The organism is Metasolibacillus meyeri (assembly GCF_003049505.1).
GTDB classification, from domain to species: Bacteria; Bacillota; Bacilli; order Bacillales_A; family Planococcaceae; genus Metasolibacillus; species Metasolibacillus meyeri.
This window is the reverse complement of the sequence record NZ_PYWN01000144.1, coordinates 1-19,327: the sequence shown is the minus strand read 5'-3', so window position 1 is coordinate 19,327 and position 19,327 is coordinate 1. Positions and strand designations below refer to the sequence as shown.

Below are 19,327 nucleotides of genomic sequence, written 5' to 3'. Positions count from 1 at the left end.
ATGGTGAGAATGCCTTTTCCTCTGGATTAAAGGAATTGAAGCAACTCGGTTATGCGAAAAAAGAGCGACGCCGCAATCAGATATGGAGAGAGTAGATTGAGATTATAGTATTCATGCTATGTATGATAAATTTAATCATATTTGTCTATAGAATAAAAAGCGTTGACTGAAGTTTTAGTTATAGAAAGATGAAGAGAATAAATAATTATATAGTCTTTAGATCAAAATTTTTAGTCGGTGCGAATGGGAAGCAAACATGATTTACTAGGGAGATTCGCACCAATAAAACAAGAATATTTCCATTGAAATGGGAAAATAATTAGGTTAAGATAACCTTATAGATTTATTGTTTGATGGAAAATCATGATAAATATTATTTTTATGTGATTTTTCACAGTTTCTCTCTGTATAGAGAGAATGGATTGAAATACAATGGCATCACCTCATTGTGCTAGTTGCTTATTGTTTCTCTCTGTATAGAGAGAATGGATTGAAATGCTACCCCGCCCTTTAGAGTAATAATGCTTACTATGTTTCTCTCTGTATAGAAAGAATCAATTGAAAATCAATCACAAACGGATGTGCCTCTCATTTACGCGATATTTCTCCTTTTATAAAGAAAATAAATCAAAATAATCACCCGCCACATTTGATGCAACTGAAACCTGTAATGATGTGTTATATTATAGTTAACAATATTTCTCGCTCTATGAAGAAGTTTAAATGGTAATCGGAGTTTGCATTTTTATGCAAGCTCGTTTCTTTGTTTAAAGAGCGAAAAGAAAATAAATGAAGGAGGCTGTATGATGCAACAATATTTACAGCTATGTCAGCACATTTTAAATAATGGTCATAAAAAAGAGGATCGTACGGGAACAGGGACAATTAGCGTGTTTGGCTATCAAATGCGTTTTAATTTGCAGGAAGGCTTTCCTTTAGTAACGACAAAGCGGCTAGCGTTTCGCACGTTGATTGCGTCGGAGCTTCTGTGGTTTTTAAAAGGGGATACCAATGTGCGCACGTTAATTGCGGAGCGCAATTATATTTGGAATGAGTGGGCTTTTGAAAAATGGGTGAAGTCCTCAGAATATATGGGGCCTGATATGACGAATTTTGGGTTGCGTGCGGCACAAGATGAGGCGTTTGCGAACGTTTTAGAGGAGCAAATGCAGCTGTTTAATGAGCGCATGTTAGCTGATGAGGCGTTTGCTGCAAAATATGGCGATTTAGGACCTGTTTACGGCAAGCAATGGCGTTCGTGGCCAGCTGCGAATGGCGAGACGATTGATCAAATTGCCAATGTCATTGAGCAAATTAACAAAAATCCAGATTCACGTCGATTGATTGTGACGGCGTGGAATCCTGCGGAAGTTGATGAGATGGCATTGCCACCATGCCATACATTTTTCCAATTTTATGTGGCGGACGGAAAACTTTCGTGTCAGTTATATCAACGTAGCGCGGATGTATTTTTAGGCGTGCCGTTCAACATTGCCTCTTATGCATTATTAACCCATTTAATTGCTAACGAATGTGGGCTAGAGGTAGGGGAATTTGTCCATACATTGGGCGATGCACATATTTATAGCAACCATATTGAGCAGGTGAATGAACAATTAACGCGTGTGCCGCGCGCATTGCCGACACTGCATATAACAGAAGGCAAATCGATTTTTGATATGACGGTTGCGGATATTAAGGTTGAGGGTTACGATCCACACCCATCAATTAAAGCACCGATTGCGGTTTGATGAATTGCAATAGAAAAGCTGTAGGAAAAGTTGTTATGCACTTTTCTTACAGCTTTTTGTAGGACTTTTCAAGTTTACTCGCAGAAAAGAAAGTTGCTAAAATAGCTCACTCAAAATGCTTTTTTTACCATTCTTCCTCCAAACCCTCTGACAACAAATAAAGTTGTTGCTCTAATTCATGCAGCAGGGCAAGCTTGGCCTGTAGCTGCTTTTCCACGATCACCGATTGGGAGAAAAGATCTTGCATATGATGTTCTAGTGCTGTTAATGGTTCGGAAAAGGAGGTGCTGCCTTGCTTTTCGGGCTGTTCATTTTCTAGCTGTTGTTGTAGGGCTGCTGCTACGTGCTCCAGCTTCATTGTTGCCTCGGCTAGCTGCTCGAAAAGTGGGATAAGCCTTTGCTCGGTGGTGCTTGGTTTTGTTGTATTTGCTTGTTGCAACTGATTTTTGGTAGCAGCTAATTGCGCACGGAGCTTATTTTTTTCTGCTAATAATGAGGAGATTTGTGTTAGCTTTTTTCGTCGTTCGACCTTTAATGCATGAATCGTTTGTTTGTAATGGGTCACTTGCTGCTGCCAGTCTTTTTCTTTTTTTCGTAGCTGTGCGGCAAGGCTTTTCTTTTCTTGTTCTAACTCAACAACGATTGAATAATTTTCACGATTTTCGTATCTTTTTAACTTGCTTTGACATTGAGCGAGTTTTTCCTCCAACAGCGCAATCACTTGTTGTAGCTCTTCGTTTGCCAAATGTGTTCCTCCTTTCTTATGAAAGCTGTTCTAGCAATTTTTCAAACTGCTGTTGTTGCTGCTCCATCAAAGAGTCGAGCTTCGCAATGATTGGCTCTTCGTTTGGAGAAGAGACGTTTTGTAATAAGTGCTGAAGGACGAGTTGTAGCGTCTCTTTTTCTAAATACATAAAGCTTGTATCGCCACGCTCCGCCATCATTTTTTTGAGATTAAGTTGCGTCATCATGTACCTCCGCTTCTTCTTCTGCATATCCTACACTACAAATATGCAATGGGTTTATGACCATAATGCCCTCCTGCATTTCGTCACAGTATGTCCAGCCTTCTAACAAGCCAGAGTAGGGTTTTAGATGTGACCATGTTAGCTGAAAATGAGGAAAAACAATCGTCTCATTCGGCGCAATAATCGTTTCGTTTACAGGTTTAAACCAAAATTCATGCTTGCTTCTTTCGTCATTAAAACGTTGCCAAATCAGTTGATCTTGAAAGGATTGCTTGAAGCGGCTTGTCGTATATTTGCCTGAAAAAGAAAAGGGCGTTTGTTTATGTAGCTTTAAATAAATAGAAGGGTTTGTCAGCGGCTTCGTACCAATATTCCAAATATGGTAAGAGCCTAAGCAGAAATTTTCGTCATTTGCTTGATGGGCGATTGTCATGGAACTTGTGAAGTAGCTAACGAGCTGTGGCTGCTCACGCTCAGCTAGTCGTTGCTGAATAGCGCTAATATAGCTTGTTGTTTGAGCCTCCAACTGCTTTATTTTTTCGCTAATGCGCATGTTTTGCCTCCTTTTAAAAAGAAAGAGAGGGCGAGCCTCTCTTTACAATATGACATTCATTATGTTGTTAGCACTATTAGCAACCGCTTGGGAAAATATTGCCACATTTTTGTGGACGTGATGCTGGTGAGCAGCCCATTGCGATGTCTGCACGTGGCTCGCAGTATTCTGCTAAAAATTCAACCGTTACTGGGAATGTTGATTGAATGCTTTGACACACGCTTACCGTAATCGATAAGTTTGAGAATGTAATTGTTGGTGTACCACCGATTGGGAAATCAGGTATGATAGCGCCTGTTGAGCATACGAAGCAATCTAAATCTGTGTACGTAACGGAAACATCTGTACCATGTGGCGCACATAAAGTAATTTGTTCACAGCGTGAAATATTGAATGGCGCACTTTCGTACACAACGCAGCTTGCAGTTTTAATCGTGATTGTCACAATGAAATTTTTCTGAATCGTTAATTGCTGAAGCGTAACGCTTTTTCCGCCAACCGTAAAGCAGCGATTTTCACGATTCAAAATAACAACGGGATTCGTTAGGGCAGGCACGACATTACATTGGATGGATGCATTTGCTAAGTCAACGTCTGCTGGAAGAGTTGGGAACTCAACGGGTGCTTGAGGCGCAAGCTCAAATGTAAGTTCCTTGACAATCCAATCATATACTTTGTCGACATTAATGCATATTAATTCGCGTACCTGTGACGACTTATTTTCTTGCATGTTTTGTTGACACCTCCATAAAAGTTTTTCTTTCGTTTGTATCATATGACGTGGCGTCAATCGTATATAGGCAGACACAATAGGCGCTCTAAGTTTGCAGGGAATTTTGCAGTGTCACATCTAAAAAATTATTGCAATAAACTATGGATGTAATATAGAAAGGAGGGACAATAGATGAGCGATACACATCGCCACTCCAAGCAGCAATTTGAGACATTACATTCACAAATTGCCGCATGCAAGGAAAAGTTAACGAAAGTGCAAAATAGCAATACAAAAGAAGAGCTTCTTCAAATGAAGCAGCGCATTGAACGATTGAAAAATAAGCTGCAACAATCAGAGGAAAAACCAAAACAGCCTGCGCCAAATACAGACAAAAAACCACACCCTTATATGATTAACGATTTGATAGCATCAGAAGAACAGAAAACGAATGCACCGTGTCAAACAGCGGATTTGGTGCAGGAATTTTCTTATCGGCAGTTACAAAATTTGTTACACCCTATACAGGCGATAGAAAATGAAGAAATAATAGAAGAAGAGCAGATGGAGCCACCAGCACCGAATATGTTAGGCACGAAACATTTTAATGAACATTATTTTCAATCCATACACACAACACAAAGTAATTTGCATAAAGGCGGTTCATTCCATAAAACCAATGCTAGTCCCTATAGCAATATTATTTTAAAGGAAGCAATCAAAATGCCAACAAATGCTGTGCAGCAAGTAGCTTCCGTGCCACCACAAATATTTGTGCAAGAAGAACAAATAGTGCAAAAGAAAGAAATGGAATCAGTATCTCAGCAGGAGGAACTAGGGGGTCAAGAAACACAAGTAGTGCGACAGGGAAAATTAGAAGGTTCAGAGGAAAAAGGAAAAATGGATAACATATCCAATTTGGCGTTCTCACAAGAAAAATTAGAGAACGCTATAGAATCAGCACCCCAACGAGAAGAACTCGAAACTCTAGTTGAACAAGTATTTCAACAAAAGGAGTTGGAAAACGTAACGGAAGTAGCACCAATCGAAGAGAAGCTGGAAGCGGCAACAGAAGTAGCGTCAATCGAAGAGAAACTTGAAGATATAACAGAAGTAGCATCAACCGAAGAGAAACTTGAAGATATAACAGAAGCAGTATCAACCGAAGAGAAGCTAGAAGTGATAACAGAAGCAGTATCAACCGAAGAGAAGCTAGAAGTGATAACAGAAGCAGCATCAATCGAAGAGGAGCCAGAAGCCACAACAGAAGTAGCATCAATCGAAGAGAAGCTGGAAGCGGCAACAGAAGTAGCATCAATCGAGGAGAAGCTAGAAGCGACAACAGAAGTAGTGTCAATTGAAGAGGAGCCGGAAACGACAACAGAAGTAACATTGAACCAAGAGGAGCTTGAAATTACAGCAGAGCAAGCATCTCAACAAATAAAATTAAGCAACTCAGCACCCTCACAAGAAGAATTATCTGTCCAGCAAGAAGAACTAGAAACTACAACAGAACAAATATACGAACAAACCCCAACTGAAGAGTCCGCACCCCAACAAGAAGAACTGGAGTCACCTGTCTTGCAACAAGCAACAGAAGAAATGATCGAAGAGCAAGCAGAAATCGAGGCTGCACAAAATCAAGATGAAACAGGGAAAAAAGAAAAACATACATGGTTTTGGAATTTATTCAAAAGAAAGAGCTAAAAGAAAAACATCCTTTCTGTGTAGTTGTTAGCCCTTCACTCCTTTCGCTCCATGAATAGGATAAAGACGAAAGGAGGTGGAACAATGGCAAATAAATATTTCAGAAAGCATAGCGGATGTGGCTGTTCAGGTGGCAACAATGGTGGTTCAAACAATTGCACATCACGTGGACCATTTCAAGCAATTGATGCAAATTGTATTGTAACACCACCAGGTAATGGCGTTGTAGGCGGTTCGATTATTCCATTTTCTTCTGGTACAATACCGGCCGTGCTAACAACATTAGCAGGCGGTTTACTTGGTACGGGTAGCTTAATTGGTTTCGGTACGTCTGTGCCGAGCCTTTCATTGGTAGGTGGTGTAATTGAGTTGCCGTTAGGAACGGCTGCTATCCCACTTACAGAGGCTTTTTCTATGCCACGTGCAGGTACATTAACAGCAATATCAGCATCCTTTACAGCAACAGTTGGTTTGGCATTAGGAAGCTATATAGTGAACGCACAAGTTTATCGTGCCCCTGCTGGTAGCACAACTTTCACACTGTTAACAGGTGCAACAGTTGACTTAAGCCCAGCAATCGTAGGTCCAGTAGCATTAGCCCAAACGGTACAAGGAACAGCAACATTACCTTCTATTCCAGTAGCAGCAGGTGATTTATTAGTTATGGTCTTCTCTGTAACAGGTACAGGCGGATTATTAGATGCTGCCACAATTACAGGAACAGCAAGCGCAGGCTTAAATATTGCATAAAGTGAAATGGCAATCAGTGGGGACCCCTCATCCCCACTGATTATTAAATGTGGGCGCTCTATTGCGATGTATGTATTTTAAGTATATTCTTATGAGAGAAGCAATGTACTCGTAATAATGGATAGGTAATAATTTAATGTTATGCGAAGGAGAAAATATATGATTTCATTAATAGTCGCACATGATAAAAATCGAGTGATTGGTTATGACAATCAGATGCCGTGGCATTTGCCTGGTGACTTAAAGTATTTTAAAGAAATGACGATGGGCAAGCCTGTGATTATGGGGCGTAAAACGTATGAATCAATTGGCAAAGCATTGCCTGGTAGACGCAACATTGTCATTACACGTAATGTGGCGTATCAAGCAGACGATATTGAAGCGGTAGCGAGCTTAGAGCAGGCATTGCAATTAGTGCAGGACGAGCCTGAAATAATGATTATTGGTGGGGAGCAAATTTTCGAGCTTGCTCTGCCGTTAGCGGACCGCTTATATATTACAGAAATTGATTACACCTTCGAAGGAGATACATACTTTCCTGCGTACGGTGGCTGGCAGCTCATAAGTAAACGTGAACCGATACAAGCAAAGGAAGGCTATTTCTTCACTTATTGTATTTTCGAAAGAAGCTGATGAAAAGGGAAACCTTTCTCATCGGCTTTTTATTTTGATTCGGCAATCGACTATTTGTGCCATATTTTTTTGAACAATTTGTGAAAGTGAAAAAAAGGGCTTTTCTTTTTTGAAAAAGGGTGTAAAATAAGAATTAAGAGGTTGTTATAAAACAGATATTTTAAATTGATATCTGTTATAATACTAAAATGAACCGAATGGAGGATTTTCAGATGTGGGTAATTACAGTATTTGAGCAACAGGACGTTCGTATTTTTGAGTACACTAACAAAGATGAGGCAACAAAGGCACTACAAGGCTTTAGCAAAAACGCGGTATTATCGTACACGAAATAAGTAAAAGAGTAACGGGAGAGCAATCCCGTTACTCTTTTTTTATTTAGGCAGCATTCGCATCTGAAAAAGCAGCGTTGTTTATCGAATTTTCTAGTTCAAAAGTAATGATTCGCTCATAAGATAGATGAATTCGCCCGCAAGACGCCCATTTTGGCCCGCAAAACATTGAAATGCGCCCGCAAGACAAGCAAATTCGCTCAACCAAACTAACAACATCAAAAATCAGAGAAGAATGCTAACTAAGATATGAAAATGTTTGTGTGACGAACATGATGTTGGTCAAAAATTTGTTTTTTACAAGCTGTCTGCCCCGACTTCAACATTTTGCTTCCACCTAATATTTTGAGCTGGAAGCTTACATTGTGTTAATACAAGATAAAAAATCTTATTCCTCCTATATTTGCCTTTTTTTATATCTTAGTGTACTATGTAACTATTACACTGGAATGTGAGGTGATATAAATGAAAAGTTTTGTTGCATTATTGCAAAAAGAATGGGTGCTTATGCGTGGAAATGTTCTGTTTTTATTTATTAGTAGCTTGTTAGCCGTGTTTGTGTTACCTTATATTTTGAGTAAAAATATGGAAATTAATATGACGGCAGATGAATGGACCTTTCTGTTTCTTTTTTATTCTATTCTAGTAGGTATACTATTTGCGCCTGTGCAATTGTTTAAAAGCATGCAGACTGAGATTAAACGTAAAGAGGTATGGTTACATTCACCGCAATCTATTTACAAGCTTCTTGCTGCAAAAGTATTGTTTAACCTGTGCACGTTTCTTGTGTTTACATTTGTTATTTTGAGTAGTGTGTTTCTTTTAGTGGTCTCGCAAGAATGGAACATCATTAAAATTGTGGTAGCAAGCACAGTAATGACGATTAGTTTAACTTGTTTGCAACTATTAATTTTAATCTATATGCAGGTTGTTTATGTATGTTATTTGCAACTGAACTATTACATTGGTAAATTTGCGATTATTGTTGCGCCACTCGCTCTTTTGGCTGGCTATCTGCTAACAAAATTTGAGGAGAGTGTATTGTATCGCACACTGTTTCAGCATGGCTATATTTCTTTAGAGCCGCTTCAGCAATATTTGCAGTTATCTGACTATCCGCTACTTTTTATTATTAATTCGGTGTATATTGGCCAATTATTATTTTATGGCGTTCTACTCGCTGTTTTATTTATGGCTAGCTCAAAATGGCTTGAAAAGGTGGTAACGCGGTCATGACGGATTTTACACGTGATAAGCCAATTTATAGTCAGTTAGTCGACCGCATATGTGGGGAGATGATTAAAGGACATTTACAATTAGGCGATAAGCTGCCATCTGTGCGTGAATATGCGGTGCAGAGCGGTGTGAATGTGAATACGGTACAACGTGTTTATAAGGAGCTGGAGTTGATGCAATTAACGGAAACTAAAAGAGGGCAAGGGACTTTTATTACGTCTGATGAAGGACGGCTGCTGGAGCTGCGTGATAGCATGAAGGAGCAGTTGGCGGAAAGTTTTTTAGCATCGATTGCATCATTTGGCTTTACGAAAGAGGAAATGCTGCAACTGTTAGAAAAAAAGGAGTGAAACTATGCTACAGCTTTCGAATATTCGCTTTTCCTATATGAAAAGACCTGTTTTACAAAATATTTCATGTCAAGTAACTGTTGGTAAAATCGTTGGCGTTGTTGGAGAAAATGGGGCAGGGAAATCAACATTATTACAGCTAATAGCAGGTATTTTGCGACCACAACAAGGGGAAATTACATTAAATGGTCAGCCTGTTGTTAGAACGACTGCCGATCAAATTGCCTTTTTACCTGATACGGATTTATTTTACGATTTTTATACGGCTGAGCAGCTCTTTCACTTTTATGCAACACAGTTTGCTGATTTCTCTTATGAAAAAGCTTCGATTGTGGGTGAGTTTTTGGAAATTGAGCGTGGTCGTAAATTGCGCCAATTATCAAAGGGGCAGCGTGGTCGTGTGAAAATGGCGGCAACTTTAGGACGTGAAGTGCCGTTGTATGTAATGGATGAGCCTTTCGCCGGGTTAGATCCGATGGTAAAGGATGCGTTAATTAAGGGGCTCATTCAATTTACAAATATGGAAACGCAAACAATCATTTTATCCACGCATGAATTATATGAGGTGGAGCCCATTTTAGACGAGGTATTGCTTCTGCGTGATGGGCGCATTGCTGCACATGAGCAGCTAGAGGTAATTCGAGATGAACACAATCAAAACGCCGTGCAATGGATGAAAGCCTTGCATGTAGAGAGGATGAAATAAATGACACAACAGCCGATTGTACAGCTGCGTAATTTAACAAAAGTTATTCGTGGCAAGAAACTGATTGATCGCCTTAATTTAGATTTATATCCAGGGCAAATTACTGGATTTTTAGGTCCGAATGGCGCGGGGAAAACAACGACAATTCGTATGATGACAGGGTTAATGCATGCGACAGAGGGGGAGGTGCTCATCGATGGACAGTCACTCAAGGAGCATTATGAGGAAGCGATTAGTAAAGTTGGGGTAATCGTTGAAAATCCTGAAATGTATAAATATATGTCGGGCTATAAAAATTTACTGCATTTTGCACGCATGCACCACAATATTAGCAAGGAACGCATGGATGAAGTTATTCGCCAAGTAGGGCTGGAGAAGCGCATTCATGAAAAAGTGTCGACCTATTCATTAGGAATGCGTCAGCGCTTAGGTTTAGCTCAAGCATTATTGCATCGCCCGAAGTTTCTAATTTTAGATGAGCCAACTAATGGCTTAGACCCTGCCGGCATTCGCGAGTTCCGCAACTATTTGCGTAAAATCGCGGCAGAGGAAGGTGTTTCGGTTTTCGTATCAAGCCATTTGCTTTCTGAAATGGAGCTGATGTGTGACCGTATTGCGATTATACAAAATGGTCAGCTGATTGATATTCGTGAGGTGCGCGGAGAAGCGGAAACGGTTTATTATGTAGAAGCTGCGCCTTTAGCGAAAGTCCAAGCAGTTGCTAGCAAATTGCAGCTTGAATTTACGGCAAAGGAACAAGGGGTAGAGCTGCAAATGGCAAAAGAGCAAGTACCACAGCTAATTGCCGAGCTCGTAGCACAGCAAGTTCAAATTTTTGCTGTTCAGCCGCAACAAAAAACGTTAGAAGAGCAATTTTTAGAAATGACAGGAGGCGGACAAATTGCTGAAACTCATACAAAATGAATGGATGAAATTATGGCATCAAAAAGCGACATGGGTAATGCTTGGCATTTTAGCCGTCATTATTATTGGCGCAGCAGGCTTAAACAAATATTATGATGAAGTAGATTCACGTGATTGGCGCATCGTGGAACAAGAAAATGTTGAAATGTATCAAGGTATGCTTGCCGAAGAGCAAAATGCATCAAACACATACTGGCAAAACGAATTAACAATTTCTGAATATCGTTTAGCACAGGATGTTGCACCACCTAATGGTATGACCGTCGCTAGTTTTATGAATTTTAGCGTGCAGCTCATCTCCATTGTTACGCTGTTTACCGTTATTGTAGCTGCCAGCATCGTATCAAGTGAATTTTCAACAGGAACAATCAAAATGCTTTTAACGCGTCCTGCTTCACGTGCCAAAATTTTAACTTCAAAGCTCCTAACAACATTTATTTACGGTCTTTTTATGATTGCGGTTAATTTTGCTTTGACATGGGTGATTGCACTTATTTTATTTAATGGCAATACTGGCACTTTACTAGAGGTTGTCAATGGTCAAGTACAAGAAGTCAATGTTTTGAATAATTTAATCGAGCTGTCGAGTTTGTCAGCAGGTAATTTTATTATGTCAGTTCTTTTTGCCTTTTTACTCGGTTCTGTTTTCCGTTCTAGTGCCCTAGCAATTGGTTTAACGATGTTTTTATCGTTTATGGGTGGCGTGATTATCATGTTTATTAGCAGATATGCATTCGCTAAATATATTTGGCTGACACATACAGATTTAACGCAATACGCTCGTGATGGTCACCACATGATTGATGGTGTAACAATGCCTTTTTCGATTAGCGTGTTAATCGTTTACGCTATTGTTTTCCTAGCGATTAGCTATTTATCGTTTACAAAGCGTGACGTAACGGCATAGATTTTATGAGCAAAAAAATTGTCATAAGCTCTGACTGTCAAGTAAGCTAAATAATGTGTTTGAAATATATTATTTTCGGATACATTATGATGAACGCAATTTGAGATGGAGGCAAAATGATGAACGTTGTAGCAATCGTAGGAAGTTTACGTGAGGCATCATACAATATGAAGCTAGCAAAATTTATTCAAAATCGTTATGCGGAAAAAGTGACGGTGGAGATTTTACCATTACATGATATTCCAATGTATAACCAAGACGAGGAAAATAATCCGACACAGGCAGTTGTTGAATTTAAGGCGAAAGTTAAGGCAGCTGATGCTGTACTTTGGGTAACGCCTGAATATAATGCATCCATTCCTGGTGTTTTAGGCAATATCATCGACTGGTTATCACGTGTTGATAAAGTGATGATTGGCAAACCATCCATCGTGATGGGAGCATCAATGGGGAACTTAGGTACAGTAAAGGCGCAAATGCATTTACGCGATATTTTATTCGCACAAGGCCTCGGCTCGCCAGTGCTACAAGGCAATGAAGTGTATATAGGTGCCGCGCATACGAAGTTTGACGAGGCAGGCAACTTAACAGATGAAGCAACAATCCAATTTTTAGATAAAGTAATAGACAATTTTGTTGCGTGGGTGAAGTAAAATAGTAGCGGTTAAGGATATAGTTCCTTAGCCGCTTTTTTTATGATATATTTGTCAAAAATAATGAGGAGGATGTTCCATGCGCTCTTTGCTGACAAAAATAAAAGAAATCTTCGTACCAAATAAATCAATTCCCAAAAATGCTTGCTTCTTTTGCAAGCGAAAAATGCCAGATTTGCGAAATTACCGCAATGAGGCAAATAAGCGTATTAAAGTGTGTTACCAATGTGTGGAATACGCGGAACGACGCGCGTACCGTAAATAAATTGTGTGAGAATTGTGTGTGTGCCTGGCACCAGTATTTATTTCCCAAATACATATGTTTTCAACAAGGCAAGCCGCTCGCGCATTCTCGATTTCGCTTCTACGGATGTTGGCGTGCCTGCTGCAAGTACGTCCGCTTCTAGACCGACAACCTCCGCCAAAAATTTCGCCCGCTGTAAATGGTAATCATTCGATGCAATCGTAATTGTTGCAATGTCTGCTGGCAGTAGCTCCTTGGAAAATAGTAAATTTTCATATGTAGAAGTAGACGCTTCCTCAAGTAAAATGCGCTCTGCTGCGATGCCTTTCTCAATCAAATAATCTGCCATCACAGACGCCTCTGTTGCTGGCTCATCACGTCCTTGTCCACCCGATACTATCACCTTGACATGTGGATAGTCATGCAAATAAGCTGTTGCTGTCTCGAGTCGTGCTTGCAAGGAAAGAGATGGTTCGCCAGTGTGTCGCACTTGTGCACCTAAAATAATTAAATAATCATTTGTTCCATCCGCTGTTGAGGAAGCGCCCTTGTTTATTTCTGCGCCTAACAGGTAGTAGCCTGCGCCACAAAGAGCTGCAATAACGGCTGTTAGCGCAATCCATTTTTTCATATCATCACCTCTTCTATAGTTTGACGAGCGTGGACGAAAAAAAGATTCAAATCTATTGGAAAACAGCACAAATAGTGCTAGGATAATAGATGACAACGATTTGCAGGGGGACGCAGCGCGCGTTGAGAAGGTTAAAACCTGACCCTTAGAACCTGTTCAGTTAACACTGGCGTAGGGAGCAAAATACGAACCTTGTATTTGCAGCTCTCTATTTTAGAGGGCTTTTTTTGTCGTAAAATGGAAAGAAAGAGGTTATAAACGATGACGATCGATAAAATTAAACAGAAGCATCCACTCATTCACTGCATCACCAATTATGTCGTAGCAAACTTTACAGCGAACGGGCTGTTAGCCATTGGCGCATCTCCGGTTATGGCGGACGAAGTGAGCGAAGTCGAGGAAATGACAGCGATTGCGAACGGCTTATTAATTAATATTGGCACATTGAATCAAATGAAAGTACCAGCAATGCTTGCAGCAGGAAAGGCGGCAAATAAGCATGGTGTACCTGTCGTATTAGATCCTGTCGGCGTTGGGGCAACGAGCTACCGCAAGCAAGTGATACAAGATTTATTACAGCAAGTGAAATTTACATTAATTCGCTGCAATGAAGGGGAGCTTGCTGCTATCGCTGGTGTAGCATGGCAGGCAAAAGGCGTGGATAGCGGTCAAGGAACGATTGATACGGTTGCTGTCGCACAGGAAGTAGCGCAAAAATATGATACAATTGTTGTTGTAACAGGCGAGACGGATATTGTCACAGATGGAACGATTGTGGAAAAAATAGCGGGCGGTCATGAGCGCATGACAGCTGTGACGGGCTCAGGCTGTTTATTAAGTGCACTTTGCACAGCAGCACTCACAGTGGAAGGTGAGTCTACTGCGAATTTAGCTGCGCTTTTACAGACCTATAAGCAAATTGCGCTAGAGGCAGCGAACAATTCTACATATATCGGTTCGTTCCAAGTAGAAATATTGAATGGCTTAGAAAAATACGCGAGAGGTTGATTTAGATGAATATTGTCATGACAATTGCGGGCTCCGATAGCAGTGGTGGAGCAGGAATACAGGCGGATTTAAAAACATTTCAGGAGCTAGGTGTGTACGGCACATCGGCTATCACAGCGTTAACAGCTCAAAATACGCTGGGTGTATCCGATATTTTAGCGGCATCACCTGAATTTACCGTTGCCCAAATACAGGCGGTTTTTGAGGATTTACAAGTGACAGCTGTGAAAACGGGTATGCTTTTTTCCGCAGAAATTATTGAGGCAGTGACAGAAGAACTACAAAAGCATAGTGTGCAGCTTGTTGTCGATCCCGTTATGATTGCTAAGGGTGGTGCGAGCCTATTACAGCAGGAGGCGATTCATGCATTAAAAACGAAGCTATTGCCTATCGCAACTGTGCTAACACCGAATATTCCAGAGGCTGAAGAAATTACAGGCATTCAAATTGAAACCGTTCAAGATATCGAAACGGCTGCAAAGAAAATTTTAGCGCTAGGCGTGCAATGTGTTGTCATGAAAGGCGGTCATTTAGAAGGGGAAGAAGCGGTTGATATGGTCTATTTTGCGGATGGTGCTTTCTTTGCGATGAGCAGTGAGCGCATTAATACGAAGCATACACATGGAACAGGCTGCACATTTTCCGCAGCGTTAACCGCATTTTTAGGAAAAGGCTATGCTTTGCGCGATGCGATTATTGAGGCGAAGCATTTTATCCAAGCGGCAATTTCACACCCATTAAATATCGGCAATGGGCATGGGCCGACGAATCATTTTGCCTACCGTAAGGCGCAAGTGAAAGGTCAGGTGAAATTGCATTGAAACGTGAAACATTAGCGGTTTATTTTATTATGGGGACAGTCAATTGTCCGCGTGAGCCACTTGCGATTTTAGAGGAAGCCTTGCAGGCGGGCATCACGATTTTTCAATTGCGTGAAAAGGGAGACGGTGCGCTAACAGGAGAAGCCTTGCTGGATTTTGCGAAACGCTGTCAGGCACTTTGTCGCACATATCATGTCCCTTTTATTGTCAATGACAATATCGAGCTTGCATTAGCATTGGATGCGGACGGCGTTCATGTTGGACAAGAGGATACGGAGCTTGCGAAAATTCGTCAGCAATTGGCGGGCAAAATCATCGGTGTATCCGTTCATAATCATGAGGAAATGCATGCTGCTGTAACAGGCGGAGCAGATTATGTTGGCATAGGTCCGATTTTCGCAACAATTTCAAAAGCGGATGCCAATAAGCCAGCAGGCGTCGAGTTTTTGGTGGAGGCAAGAGCTAGCTATCCGCAATTTCCAATTGTAGCGATTGGTGGCATTACGCCAGAGTGCACGGAACAGGTGCTAGCGGCAGGAGCGGATGGCATCGCCGTTATTTCAGCGATTTGTCAAAGTGAGAACATTGAGCATACGGTGAAGAATTTTAAATAAAGTGAAACGCCATCTTCCACAGAGTGTTATTTGGAAATAGGCAATCTGTTCATACGAAATAAATTTTAAAACTGAGCATGCAATTTATGCTCAGTTTTTGTATTATTAGTAAAAAGGAGGTTGGTGAAGAATGAGAAAATTGCTATGTTCAATTGTCATGCTAAGCGTGTTCACAATTATGACAGCTTGTGCAGCACCAAGTAAAGACATAACGATTAAACCACTTGAAGATTCAGACTATGTACATACCTTTCAGGAGTTGCATTTAGGTCATATATGGGATTTTGATTTTTACTTGCCGAAAGCTGATCAACGAACAGTCCAGCTATGGGTGGAGAAATACAGTGATGGGCAAAAAGACGAGCAGTTTGAGGTGGGTTTAAGCTATGGGATGAGCCCATCAAAGGCAGAAAAGGGGCATATCGGATTTGGGCTGTTAGATGGAGATACGCGCTCCTTATTTTTTTATGCACCAGGTGTGAAAGGAAAGCCACAAACCCTAGAAAACTTGAGGCTTGATGAAGGAATGAGCACAGGCCAATATGCCTTTACAAAAGAGCAAAAATTAGAGCTGAATACAGAGTACATCGTAGGTGCATACCGACAATCATTGAATAATTCGATGCGAAGTGGCTATGATTTCACAAGTGCTGAAGAGGTACAACAGCTTATTGATGATGATACGAATGTGCTGTTATTCAAAATAAAAATTACGGAGAGTGAATAATGATGCTGAAGCAAGCAACGGTAGAAGAGGCACAGCAAGTCGCGTTATTGGCACAAAGGCTATGGCCCGATAATGAAGTAAGCGATTTACAAGTGGAAATGGCGCAGCTTTTGCACAAGAAAGACGTCTTCATCGTGCTAGCATATGCTGCGGAGCAGGCAATTGGCTTTGCTCAATGTCAGCTACGCTATGACTATGTCGAGGGAACAGAAACGAGCCCTGTTGGCTATTTAGAAGGTGTCTATGTAGAAAAAGGAGCACGTTTGCAAGGGCTGGCGAAAAAGTTGATTGCTGCATGTGAGGAATGGGCACGCCAGCAAGGCTGTACAGAGTTTGCGAGCGATTGTGAGCTAGATAATCAGGATAGCTTAAACATGCATTTGCAACTTGGCTTTAATGAGGCGAATCGCGTAATTTGTTTTACGAAAAAACTGTAGGAGGAATTGGCAATGATGCTAGGACGTTATATGGCAACAAAATTGGCAGCTGCAGGTTTTGCGATGACCATTATTTTTAGCTATTTACTTGTCGTATCGAATTTTAATTTATATACGTTTAGTGAAATGGCACGCATATGGATGCTATGGGCTGTTATTTTTGGCTATGGCATTGTGATTACTTGTGTAATAGATGCTGTAATAGAGAGATGGGAGGCGTTGGCACGTTATAAAACGGCATTATATCTTTTAGCAGGCGCACTCTTTTTCTTACCCTTTGGTCTAAATACTTTTACACTCATCGCAGGCATTGTCGGTGCTTTCGTAGCGGGAATGTTTTTACTAGGGCAAACGCTGGCAACAAACTATCGTGCTTGCAATATAGCTTTTATCGTCATACCATTGCTGTTTTTGCTGCTGATTCAGCTTGATTACACGACAAAGAAGGGCTGGGAGGCAACAAGCACAAGCAACAGCTATCATGTGACATACGAGCATTTTAATGGGGAGCATAAAATTCCTTTAGTACTAAAAAAGGGTGATATTGTGACAAATAAAATCGTGATGAATCTAGCCAGAGGGGTTGGTGGTCATCACTTAGAAAACGCAAGTGGTCAAATTCTTGGACAAACAGAGCTTGGTCACGATCGTTTGCAAGCAGAAATCGAGCAGGATGGCACATATTATATTGTGCTTACAGGCGAGCGCGCGGCAGGGGATGCAACGGTTGAGTGGGAAATACAGTAGGGTGTCTATCAAATGCTAGACACCCACCATCCCGCAAAGGCGAGCAATATGCCGAATAAACAGCTAAGGCATAGATACGTAACAGCAGCAAGCAAACCTCGGCTTTCATAAAGCTTAACACTTTCAACGGAAAAGGTTGAGAAGGTGGTAAACGCGCCTAAAAAGCCTGTCCCGACAAGAAGTTGTATAGAGGAGCTTGGCCCAATGCCGATGCAAACGCCTAATAAAAAGGAGCCGACTAAATTAATTGCAAATGTAGCAAGCGGGAGATTGGTTTTCACATGAGCTTTCACCCAATTGCTAATCGCAAAACGGCTAATGGCACCAAAAAAGCCACCGATGGCAACAAAAATCATAGACCATCCTCCTTTGCACCAAGACGTAGACCAACAAGCGCACAAATAAAGCCACCAACTAAACTAACAAGGATATAGCTCAAGGCAGCGAAAACTTGCCCGTTCATCAATAACGTCAGATTTTCAACACTAAATGCAGAAAATGTCGTAAATGCGCCTAAAAAACCTGTTGTAATGGCGGTCGAAATCGTTGAGCTAATGCGCGGAAAACGCGGTAAAAAGCTCGTCAGCCAGCCGAGCAATAACGCACCAACTAAATTAATCAATAATGTAGCGATGGGAAAGGCGCTATCGAAAAGAAGTCCGATGGCATAGCGCAAAGAAGCCCCAAGCGCACCAGCAAGACCAACGAATAAATAATGAATAAAATCACTTCCTTCTAAAGCATATTTTATCATAATCCATGAGGTGAGCCGATGTTTTATTATGTGATGGTATTTTCAGTAACGATAATTTGTTTGCAAGCAAAATTCGCAAAAGTAGGGCATTTCAAACGATGTCTTGTCTTTACGGTTATTTATTTTATAGGCATGCAGCCTGTTCTTAACAGCAAAATAAATATGGTCATCATGATGAACTTTTTTGTTGTAATGGTGACGATGCTCACCGTTTCCTATTTTAAGCGTAATAGCTTTACATAAAGTGTGGCTGATTGATTGAAGTTGTCTTGCGGGCGAAATGGAGGCTTGGTTGGGCGAATTTCCTTGTTCGTTGGGCGAATTTTGCGATTGGTTGGGCGAATTTGTTTGGTCGCTGGGCGAATCGTTACTTTTGAACTAGCAATTTCTTCTTTTAAGCTGGATTTTCGTTATTCAAAAACGAGGAATTGTAGATTAGATTTTTACTATTAGAATAAAGGGAGTGAATACATGAGAATTCGCAGTGCAGTTGTGATTGAAGAAAATGATCATCTATTAGTCATCAAACGTGTCAAAAATGAGCAAACGTATTTTGTTTTTCTAGGAGGGCAAGTCGAGCAAGAGGAAACGGTTGAACAAGCCGCTATTCGAGAGGCGTTGGAGGAGGCAGGCGTCATTGTTGAGCTGTTAGAGCTACTTTGCATGGTGCCATTCAATGGCAAGCAATTTTACTATCGTGCAAAAATCGTTGGTGGTGAAGTCGGTGCAGGCACTGGGCCAGAATACAGCCAACCAGAGCTGTACACAGGCACCTTCGAACCAATGTGGTTAGCGAAAAAGGATGTAACCACACTCGATGTGAGACCATTGGAAGTCGTAGAAATGATTACTGGCAAAAACTAAATAAAACATAAGCCCGAGTGATAACAATCGTTCGGGTTTTATTGCGATTGAGCAATAATTGCTGCGAAAAATAAGAGGCATAGGATCAAATGCTTGCGTGACCAATATCGTTTTAGACAAAAGCCTGAATATAATTACAGCAGGCGTAATAAATTTTGCTTAAAAACTCTTGGAACCAAATTTGCAATACGACAGTCCTATACAATGAAATTCTTGTTTTTCAATATATTTTTATCGAAAAACGATAAAGTGAACCTTCAATCAGTGGGGGTTTTCCTCATCCCCCACTGATTGGTAG

27 protein-coding genes and 1 riboswitch are annotated in these 19,327 nt (G+C 40.9%); of the genes, 20 read left to right on the top strand and 7 right to left on the bottom strand.

Annotated elements, in window-relative coordinates; genetic code table 11:
• The first annotated feature begins 806 nt into the window (after positions 1-806).
• Positions 807-1,751 carry a thymidylate synthase gene (locus tag C9J34_RS17965; protein WP_107841556.1) on the top strand — a complete coding sequence of 315 codons (945 nt, stop codon included), beginning with the start codon at positions 807-809 and terminating at the stop codon, positions 1,749-1,751.
• A gap of 124 nt (positions 1,752-1,875) precedes the next feature.
• Here C9J34_RS17965 and C9J34_RS17960 read toward each other — a convergent pair whose 3' ends face one another.
• From C9J34_RS17960 to C9J34_RS17945, 4 genes are all read right to left on the bottom strand, one after another.
• The gene (locus tag C9J34_RS17960; protein WP_107841555.1) at positions 1,876-2,496 is read right to left on the bottom strand and encodes a hypothetical protein; all 621 of its coding nucleotides are present in this window, start codon (positions 2,494-2,496) and stop codon (positions 1,876-1,878) included.
• Between the two features lie 16 nt (positions 2,497-2,512).
• The gene (locus C9J34_RS17955; RefSeq protein WP_107841554.1) at positions 2,513-2,719 is read right to left on the bottom strand and encodes a hypothetical protein; all 207 of its coding nucleotides are present in this window, start codon (positions 2,717-2,719) and stop codon (positions 2,513-2,515) included.
• Positions 2,706-3,272, bottom strand: coding sequence for a hypothetical protein (locus tag C9J34_RS17950; protein WP_107841553.1), 567 nt, complete (start codon positions 3,270-3,272; stop codon positions 2,706-2,708). Before C9J34_RS17950 ends, C9J34_RS17955 begins: the two co-directional genes overlap by 14 nt.
• A gap of 76 nt (positions 3,273-3,348) precedes the next feature.
• Positions 3,349-4,002, bottom strand: a complete 654-nt coding sequence (locus C9J34_RS17945) for a BMQ_0737 family morphogenetic spore coat protein (protein WP_107841552.1) — start codon at positions 4,000-4,002, stop codon at positions 3,349-3,351.
• Positions 4,003-4,176: 174 nt separating this feature from the next.
• Here C9J34_RS17945 and C9J34_RS21730 point away from each other — a divergent pair, with 174 nt between their 5' ends.
• From C9J34_RS21730 to C9J34_RS17895, 11 genes are all read left to right on the top strand, one after another.
• Positions 4,177-5,691 (top strand): coiled-coil domain-containing protein, encoded by a 1,515-nt coding sequence (locus C9J34_RS21730; RefSeq protein WP_153062650.1) that lies wholly within the window; start codon positions 4,177-4,179, stop codon positions 5,689-5,691.
• 84 nt (positions 5,692-5,775) lie between these two features.
• A complete protein-coding gene (locus tag C9J34_RS17935) occupies positions 5,776-6,441 on the top strand; it encodes an exosporium glycoprotein BclB-related protein (protein WP_107841551.1) in 666 nt (221 codons plus the stop codon).
• A 159-nt stretch (positions 6,442-6,600) separates the two neighbouring features.
• Positions 6,601-7,074, top strand: coding sequence for a dihydrofolate reductase (locus tag C9J34_RS17930; RefSeq protein ID WP_107841550.1), 474 nt, complete (start codon positions 6,601-6,603; stop codon positions 7,072-7,074).
• Between the two features lie 212 nt (positions 7,075-7,286).
• Entirely contained in the window at positions 7,287-7,409 is a 123-nt protein-coding gene (locus tag C9J34_RS22695; RefSeq protein WP_274523375.1) for a hypothetical protein, read from the top strand.
• Between the two features lie 462 nt (positions 7,410-7,871).
• A complete protein-coding gene (locus C9J34_RS17925) occupies positions 7,872-8,642 on the top strand; it encodes a hypothetical protein (protein WP_107841549.1) in 771 nt (256 codons plus the stop codon).
• Positions 8,639-8,992 carry a GntR family transcriptional regulator gene (locus C9J34_RS17920; protein WP_107841548.1) on the top strand — a complete coding sequence of 118 codons (354 nt, stop codon included), beginning with the start codon at positions 8,639-8,641 and terminating at the stop codon, positions 8,990-8,992. The genes C9J34_RS17925 and C9J34_RS17920 overlap by 4 nt, the downstream gene beginning before the upstream one ends.
• A gap of 4 nt (positions 8,993-8,996) precedes the next feature.
• Entirely contained in the window at positions 8,997-9,698 is a 702-nt protein-coding gene (locus C9J34_RS17915) for an ABC transporter ATP-binding protein (RefSeq protein ID WP_107841547.1), read from the top strand.
• On the top strand, positions 9,699-10,622 hold the full coding sequence (locus tag C9J34_RS17910; RefSeq protein ID WP_107841546.1) for an ABC transporter ATP-binding protein: 924 nt from the start codon (positions 9,699-9,701) through the stop codon (positions 10,620-10,622).
• The gene (locus C9J34_RS17905; RefSeq protein ID WP_107841545.1) at positions 10,600-11,529 is read left to right on the top strand and encodes an ABC transporter permease; all 930 of its coding nucleotides are present in this window, start codon (positions 10,600-10,602) and stop codon (positions 11,527-11,529) included. The genes C9J34_RS17910 and C9J34_RS17905 overlap by 23 nt, the downstream gene beginning before the upstream one ends.
• Positions 11,530-11,648: 119 nt before the next feature.
• On the top strand, positions 11,649-12,182 hold the full coding sequence (locus C9J34_RS17900; RefSeq protein ID WP_107841544.1) for an NADPH-dependent FMN reductase: 534 nt from the start codon (positions 11,649-11,651) through the stop codon (positions 12,180-12,182).
• Between the two features lie 79 nt (positions 12,183-12,261).
• Positions 12,262-12,447: a hypothetical protein gene (locus tag C9J34_RS17895; RefSeq protein WP_107841543.1), complete on the top strand. Its 186-nt coding sequence runs from the start codon at positions 12,262-12,264 to the stop codon at positions 12,445-12,447.
• A 37-nt stretch (positions 12,448-12,484) separates the two neighbouring features.
• Here C9J34_RS17895 and C9J34_RS17890 read toward each other — a convergent pair whose 3' ends face one another.
• A complete protein-coding gene (locus C9J34_RS17890; RefSeq protein WP_107841542.1) occupies positions 12,485-13,057 on the bottom strand; it encodes a YdcF family protein in 573 nt (190 codons plus the stop codon).
• A gap of 94 nt (positions 13,058-13,151) precedes the next feature.
• A riboswitch (TPP riboswitch) is annotated at positions 13,152-13,252 on the top strand.
• A gap of 66 nt (positions 13,253-13,318) precedes the next feature.
• Between C9J34_RS17890 and thiM the strand changes: the two genes are divergently transcribed.
• From thiM to C9J34_RS17860, 6 genes are all read left to right on the top strand, one after another.
• Positions 13,319-14,065, top strand: coding sequence for a hydroxyethylthiazole kinase (thiM, locus tag C9J34_RS17885; RefSeq protein ID WP_107841541.1), 747 nt, complete (start codon positions 13,319-13,321; stop codon positions 14,063-14,065).
• 5 nt (positions 14,066-14,070) lie between these two features.
• Positions 14,071-14,886, top strand: coding sequence for a bifunctional hydroxymethylpyrimidine kinase/phosphomethylpyrimidine kinase (thiD, locus tag C9J34_RS17880; protein WP_107841540.1), 816 nt, complete (start codon positions 14,071-14,073; stop codon positions 14,884-14,886).
• The gene (thiE, locus tag C9J34_RS17875) at positions 14,883-15,500 is read left to right on the top strand and encodes a thiamine phosphate synthase (protein ID WP_193769069.1); all 618 of its coding nucleotides are present in this window, start codon (positions 14,883-14,885) and stop codon (positions 15,498-15,500) included. Before thiD ends, thiE begins: the two co-directional genes overlap by 4 nt.
• Positions 15,501-15,630: 130 nt before the next feature.
• Positions 15,631-16,227, top strand: coding sequence for a hypothetical protein (locus C9J34_RS17870; RefSeq protein ID WP_107841538.1), 597 nt, complete (start codon positions 15,631-15,633; stop codon positions 16,225-16,227).
• Complete coding sequence (gene aac(6') / locus C9J34_RS17865; protein WP_338016216.1) at positions 16,227-16,664, top strand: aminoglycoside 6'-N-acetyltransferase; 438 nt, start codon at positions 16,227-16,229, stop codon at positions 16,662-16,664. The genes C9J34_RS17870 and aac(6') overlap by 1 nt, the downstream gene beginning before the upstream one ends.
• Positions 16,665-16,676: 12 nt before the next feature.
• The gene (locus C9J34_RS17860; RefSeq protein WP_107841537.1) at positions 16,677-17,411 is read left to right on the top strand and encodes a hypothetical protein; all 735 of its coding nucleotides are present in this window, start codon (positions 16,677-16,679) and stop codon (positions 17,409-17,411) included.
• An 8-nt stretch (positions 17,412-17,419) separates the two neighbouring features.
• On the opposite strand, the gene crcB (C9J34_RS17855) is transcribed toward C9J34_RS17860, so the two are convergent.
• Together crcB (C9J34_RS17855) and crcB (C9J34_RS17850) are read right to left on the bottom strand one after the other, a co-directional pair.
• Positions 17,420-17,767, bottom strand: coding sequence for a fluoride efflux transporter CrcB (gene crcB, locus C9J34_RS17855; protein ID WP_107841536.1), 348 nt, complete (start codon positions 17,765-17,767; stop codon positions 17,420-17,422).
• A complete protein-coding gene (gene crcB, locus C9J34_RS17850) occupies positions 17,764-18,165 on the bottom strand; it encodes a fluoride efflux transporter CrcB (protein WP_238600701.1) in 402 nt (133 codons plus the stop codon). The genes crcB (C9J34_RS17855) and crcB (C9J34_RS17850) overlap by 4 nt, the downstream gene beginning before the upstream one ends.
• An 18-nt stretch (positions 18,166-18,183) precedes the next feature.
• Between crcB (C9J34_RS17850) and C9J34_RS17845 the strand changes: the two genes are divergently transcribed.
• Positions 18,184-18,408, top strand: a complete 225-nt coding sequence (locus C9J34_RS17845; protein WP_107841535.1) for a hypothetical protein — start codon at positions 18,184-18,186, stop codon at positions 18,406-18,408.
• A gap of 228 nt (positions 18,409-18,636) precedes the next feature.
• Positions 18,637-19,029: an NUDIX hydrolase gene (locus C9J34_RS17840; RefSeq protein ID WP_107841534.1), complete on the top strand. Its 393-nt coding sequence runs from the start codon at positions 18,637-18,639 to the stop codon at positions 19,027-19,029.
• Positions 19,030-19,327: the final 298 nt, after the last annotated feature.

Bases quoted from the DNA above. Each gene is read 5' to 3' on its own strand.
- C9J34_RS17965 (WP_107841556.1), top strand. From the start codon at position 807: ATGCAACAATATTTACAGCTATGTCAGCACATTTTAAATAATGGTCAT.
- C9J34_RS17955 (WP_107841554.1), bottom strand. From the start codon at position 2,719: ATGACGCAACTTAATCTCAAAAAAATGATGGCGGAGCGTGGCGATACA.
- C9J34_RS17950 (WP_107841553.1), bottom strand. From the start codon at position 3,272: ATGCGCATTAGCGAAAAAATAAAGCAGTTGGAGGCTCAAACAACAAGC.
- C9J34_RS17945 (WP_107841552.1), bottom strand. From the start codon at position 4,002: ATGCAAGAAAATAAGTCGTCACAGGTACGCGAATTAATATGCATTAAT.
- C9J34_RS21730 (WP_153062650.1), top strand. From the start codon at position 4,177: ATGAGCGATACACATCGCCACTCCAAGCAGCAATTTGAGACATTACAT.
- C9J34_RS17935 (WP_107841551.1), top strand. From the start codon at position 5,776: ATGGCAAATAAATATTTCAGAAAGCATAGCGGATGTGGCTGTTCAGGT.
- C9J34_RS17930 (WP_107841550.1), top strand. From the start codon at position 6,601: ATGATTTCATTAATAGTCGCACATGATAAAAATCGAGTGATTGGTTAT.
- C9J34_RS22695 (WP_274523375.1), top strand. From the start codon at position 7,287: ATGTGGGTAATTACAGTATTTGAGCAACAGGACGTTCGTATTTTTGAG.
- C9J34_RS17925 (WP_107841549.1), top strand. From the start codon at position 7,872: ATGAAAAGTTTTGTTGCATTATTGCAAAAAGAATGGGTGCTTATGCGT.
- C9J34_RS17920 (WP_107841548.1), top strand. From the start codon at position 8,639: ATGACGGATTTTACACGTGATAAGCCAATTTATAGTCAGTTAGTCGAC.
- C9J34_RS17915 (WP_107841547.1), top strand. From the start codon at position 8,997: ATGCTACAGCTTTCGAATATTCGCTTTTCCTATATGAAAAGACCTGTT.
- C9J34_RS17910 (WP_107841546.1), top strand. From the start codon at position 9,699: ATGACACAACAGCCGATTGTACAGCTGCGTAATTTAACAAAAGTTATT.
- C9J34_RS17900 (WP_107841544.1), top strand. From the start codon at position 11,649: ATGAACGTTGTAGCAATCGTAGGAAGTTTACGTGAGGCATCATACAAT.
- C9J34_RS17895 (WP_107841543.1), top strand. From the start codon at position 12,262: ATGCGCTCTTTGCTGACAAAAATAAAAGAAATCTTCGTACCAAATAAA.
- C9J34_RS17890 (WP_107841542.1), bottom strand. From the start codon at position 13,057: ATGAAAAAATGGATTGCGCTAACAGCCGTTATTGCAGCTCTTTGTGGC.
- thiM (WP_107841541.1), top strand. From the start codon at position 13,319: ATGACGATCGATAAAATTAAACAGAAGCATCCACTCATTCACTGCATC.
- thiD (WP_107841540.1), top strand. From the start codon at position 14,071: ATGAATATTGTCATGACAATTGCGGGCTCCGATAGCAGTGGTGGAGCA.
- C9J34_RS17870 (WP_107841538.1), top strand. From the start codon at position 15,631: ATGAGAAAATTGCTATGTTCAATTGTCATGCTAAGCGTGTTCACAATT.
- C9J34_RS17860 (WP_107841537.1), top strand. From the start codon at position 16,677: ATGATGCTAGGACGTTATATGGCAACAAAATTGGCAGCTGCAGGTTTT.
- crcB (WP_107841536.1), bottom strand. From the start codon at position 17,767: ATGATTTTTGTTGCCATCGGTGGCTTTTTTGGTGCCATTAGCCGTTTT.
- crcB (WP_238600701.1), bottom strand. From the start codon at position 18,165: ATGATAAAATATGCTTTAGAAGGAAGTGATTTTATTCATTATTTATTC.
- C9J34_RS17845 (WP_107841535.1), top strand. From the start codon at position 18,184: ATGTTTTATTATGTGATGGTATTTTCAGTAACGATAATTTGTTTGCAA.
- C9J34_RS17840 (WP_107841534.1), top strand. From the start codon at position 18,637: ATGAGAATTCGCAGTGCAGTTGTGATTGAAGAAAATGATCATCTATTA.